This window comes from Rhodomicrobium udaipurense JA643, from assembly GCF_000636015.1.
Classification (GTDB): Bacteria; Pseudomonadota; Alphaproteobacteria; order Rhizobiales; family Rhodomicrobiaceae; genus Rhodomicrobium; species Rhodomicrobium udaipurense.
In genome coordinates, this window is record NZ_JFZJ01000194.1 from 1 (window position 1) to 3468 (window position 3468).

Annotated in this window: 4 protein-coding genes; 3 read left to right on the top strand and 1 reads right to left on the bottom strand. The window is 62.9% G+C overall.

Annotated elements, in window-relative coordinates:
* A partial coding sequence (gene gap, locus T281_RS16590) for a type I glyceraldehyde-3-phosphate dehydrogenase (protein ID WP_037242098.1) occupies nucleotides 1-1004 on the bottom strand: 1004 nt, incomplete at its 3' end.
* A gap of 350 nt (nucleotides 1005-1354) precedes the next feature.
* On the opposite strand from gap, the gene T281_RS16595 reads away from it, so the two are divergent.
* The 3 genes from T281_RS16595 to nadC all read left to right on the top strand — a co-directional run.
* Complete coding sequence (locus T281_RS16595; protein ID WP_037242099.1) at nucleotides 1355-1918, top strand: hypothetical protein; 564 nt, start codon at nucleotides 1355-1357, stop codon at nucleotides 1916-1918.
* 141 nt (nucleotides 1919-2059) lie between these two features.
* Nucleotides 2060-2584: a DUF1499 domain-containing protein gene (locus tag T281_RS18035; protein WP_052037611.1), complete on the top strand. Its 525-nt coding sequence runs from the start codon at nucleotides 2060-2062 to the stop codon at nucleotides 2582-2584.
* 100 nt (nucleotides 2585-2684) lie between these two features.
* Nucleotides 2685-3468 (top strand): carboxylating nicotinate-nucleotide diphosphorylase (nadC, locus tag T281_RS16605; RefSeq protein ID WP_037242100.1); only part of this gene is annotated, 784 nt, incomplete at its 3' end.

Below are 3468 nucleotides of genomic sequence, written 5' to 3' on the forward strand. Positions count from 1 at the left end.
ATGAGCTTGCCGATAGCGACGGCCGTATCGACCATGCGGTTCGAGAAACCCCACTCGTTATCGTACCAGGACAGCACGCGCACGAGCTTGTTGTTGACGACCTGCGTCTGAGTGAGATCGAAGGTCGACGAGTTCGGGTTGTGGTTGAAGTCGGTGGAAACGAGTTCCTCGTTCGTCACACCGAGCACGCCCTTCAGCTCTTCCTGCGCGGCGCGTTCCATCGCGTGGTTGATCTCTTCCACGCTCGTTTCGCGGCCGGGGATGAACACGAGATCGACGCAGGACACGTTCGGCGTCGGCACGCGCATCGAGGTGCCGTCGAGCTTGCCCGCGAGTTCCGGCAGCACGAGGCCGATCGCCTTCGCGGCGCCGGTCGTGGTCGGGATCATGGAGAGAGCAGCGGCGCGGGCGCGGCGCAGATCCTTGTGAGGCAGGTCGAGGATGCGCTGGTCGTTCGTGTAGGAGTGGATGGTCGTCATGTAGCCCTGGTTGAGGCCGCACAGGTCATTGATGACCTTCGCGACCGGCGCAAGGCAGTTCGTGGTGCACGATGCGTTCGATACGATGTCGTGCGAGGGCTCAAGCTGCTTGTGATTGACGCCGTAGACGACGGTGAGGTCAGCGCCCTTCGACGGCGCCGAGACGAGCACCTTCTTCGCGCCCGAACGCAGGTGGATCGCCGCCTTGTCGCGGTCGGAGAACACGCCCGTGCACTCCATCACCAGATCGACGCCGAGGTCGCCCCAGGCGAGCTTCGACGGATCGCGCTCGGCGAGAACCTTGATCGGGCCGTAGCCGACATCGATGCCGTCGCCAGTAACGTTAACTTCGCCGGGGAACTTGCCGTGGACGGAATCGTATTTAAGCAGATGTGCGTTCGTCTTCACGTCCGTCAGATCATTGATCGCAACGATCTGGATATCTTGACGCTTGTATTCGGAGATGGCCCTGAGAACGTTTCGACCAATACGGCCGAAGCCGTTGATAGCTACCCTGACAGTCATTGTGTGTGTTTTCCGCTGGAAACGAGATTCGCAATCTTTTGCATCTGTTGCGCGCGCGCAACCTTGATCGCTAACGGCACGGAACGCAAGAGGCAAACGATTTTGCCCTCCGTTAAAGATTTTTTCTTGCGCGGAAACCCAGCAAACGTCCGATAACCCTTCGACCAGCCGCCAAGCCGGGCGAGATGTTGTAAAGCATCGCGCGAAAGTTGCAGCGGGCGAACTTGGTGCCTCTTAATTACTTTCGATCTTCAAACATCTGAAAAAGCGGGCGTTAACCAATAGCTGCTATGAAAAAAGAAGAAAAAGATGTGCGCGTTGACCCGTTAACCTTCCTTTAAGGAACCGTCATGCCCAGCCATTACCTCAATTACATGCTCGGGGCTTTGAGCTTCGGGCTGTTCGTCGCCTTCGTCGCAAGCACGACCGAAAAACAGGAACTGCTCCAGGCGAACCTCGCAATGTCGAGCCAGCTCACCGATGCAAGAGACAAGGTGAACACGCTCCGCGACGAGTATGCCGTGGAGGTTCGCGCCCGCGAATTCGCCGAAGCGGCCCGCGACATCGCGGAGGTCGCCGAGAAAGACGCACGCGGCGAAGTCGGCGAACTCAAGGCGAAGCTCGATGAGGCAAGCGCCCTGAGGGAGTCGGCGGAAATCGCCCTCATCGGCACGCAGGAACTCGTCGCGGATCTGCTCGCCGGGCCGGTGGTCGCGTCGGCGCGCCCGTCATCTCCCGCCGCGCTCGATGCCACGCGAGCCGAGCGGGATGCACCCGCGCAGGCGACGCCGCTGTCGTCGGCCGAAGCGGCCCAGCCTTCCGAAGCTTCGATGCCGGGCGGTGTGCTCCTCATTCTCGGTGCGCTTGGCGCGCTTGCGTTCGGCGTGACACGCATCGGGCGCCTCGTTCGCTGACGGCGGGCGCGCGACGGTTTCGCCGGCAGCCTTTCGAGGCTCCCATGTTTGCCGCCCGCCGCCACATCCGCCGTGCCGACGCTTGCCTTCGTGGGCAGGCGGTCTACTATTTCCCAAGGCTGCCCTGCCATCGGAGATATAATGAGAGCCCGATCCGTCGCCGTCGTTGCTTTGGTTACGATCCCCATCGCGATCATCGCCGCATTCTTCATCGTCGGTCCCGAGAGGCTCTGGTCGCTCGCCGGTCCCGCCGATCAGGGGCCGGTCGATTTCGAAACGCTGAGCCGCCGCGAGACGCCGAACGACGCGCTCGCCTGCCCGCTTGGCGCATGCAAGGCTCGCAGCGATATCAAGCCGCCAGTCTTCGCGGTGAGCGCGCATGAACTGAGGAAGGCGTTCAGGACGGCCGTCGCTTCCGAGCCGAACCTCGAACTCGTCGATGTCGACGAAAACAAACTCAGCGCGCGCTATGTGCAGCGCTCCGCCTTCTGGCGTTTCCCCGATACTATCGAAGTGCGCTTCGTCGATGTCGAGGATGGCCGGTCCACCATCGCGATTTACAGCCGCTCGCTCGTCGGTCGAGGCGACCTCGGCGTGAACAAGGCGCGGGTTCAGCGCTGGATCGACAAGCTGGCGAAGCTCGCGCCCGTGGTGCAAATCGCCTGAGCCGCATAAACCCTGCACTCATCGCGCGAAGACGTTTGCACCCCGGGCGTTCCTTGTTAAGCTCCGCGTTCATTTCTGGAATGCGAGCTTGGCAAAAGACATGACGGGACACGCCCCCTCGAACCTTCAATTTCCCCATCATCTCGTCGCGGCTCTCATCAAGGATGCGCTGGCGGAAGATCTCGGCCTCGCGGGCGATATCACGACCAACGCCATCATCGCGCCGGATGACGTCACCGAGGCCGTGCTCGCCCTCCGCGAAGACGGCTGCATCGCGGGGCTTCCGCTCGCCGAGGCGGCGTTTCGCGCGCTCGATCCCGGCATATCCTTCGCGGCGGAGCTTCGCGACGGCGAAACCGCCCACGCCGGAAGCGTCATCGCCCGCGTATCGGGCAGCACGCGCACCATACTGTCGGCCGAACGCGTGGCGCTGAACCTCGTGCAGCATCTCTCCGGCGTCGCCACCGCCACGCGCCATTTCGTGGAGACGGTTCACGGCACGCACGCCCGCATCGTCTGCACGCGGAAGACGACGCCCGGCCTTCGTGCGTTCGAGAAATACGCCGTGCGCGCGGGCGGCGGATACAATCACCGTTTTGGCCTCTTCGATGCGGTGCTGATCAAGGACAACCACATCGCGGCGGCGGGCGGCGTTTCCGGGGCGATCGAGCTCGCGCGGGCCGCCAACGGCCACATGGTGAAGATCGAGGTCGAGGTGGACACGCTGACCCAGCTCGAAGAGGCGCTTCGGCATGATGTCGACGCCGTCCTTCTCGACAACATGGCCGTGCCGGAACTCAAGAGCGCCGTCGCGCGCGCCAAAACTGCGAAACCCGGCATCCTGTGCGAGGCGTCGGGCGGGGTGCGGCTCGTGACAGTGCGGG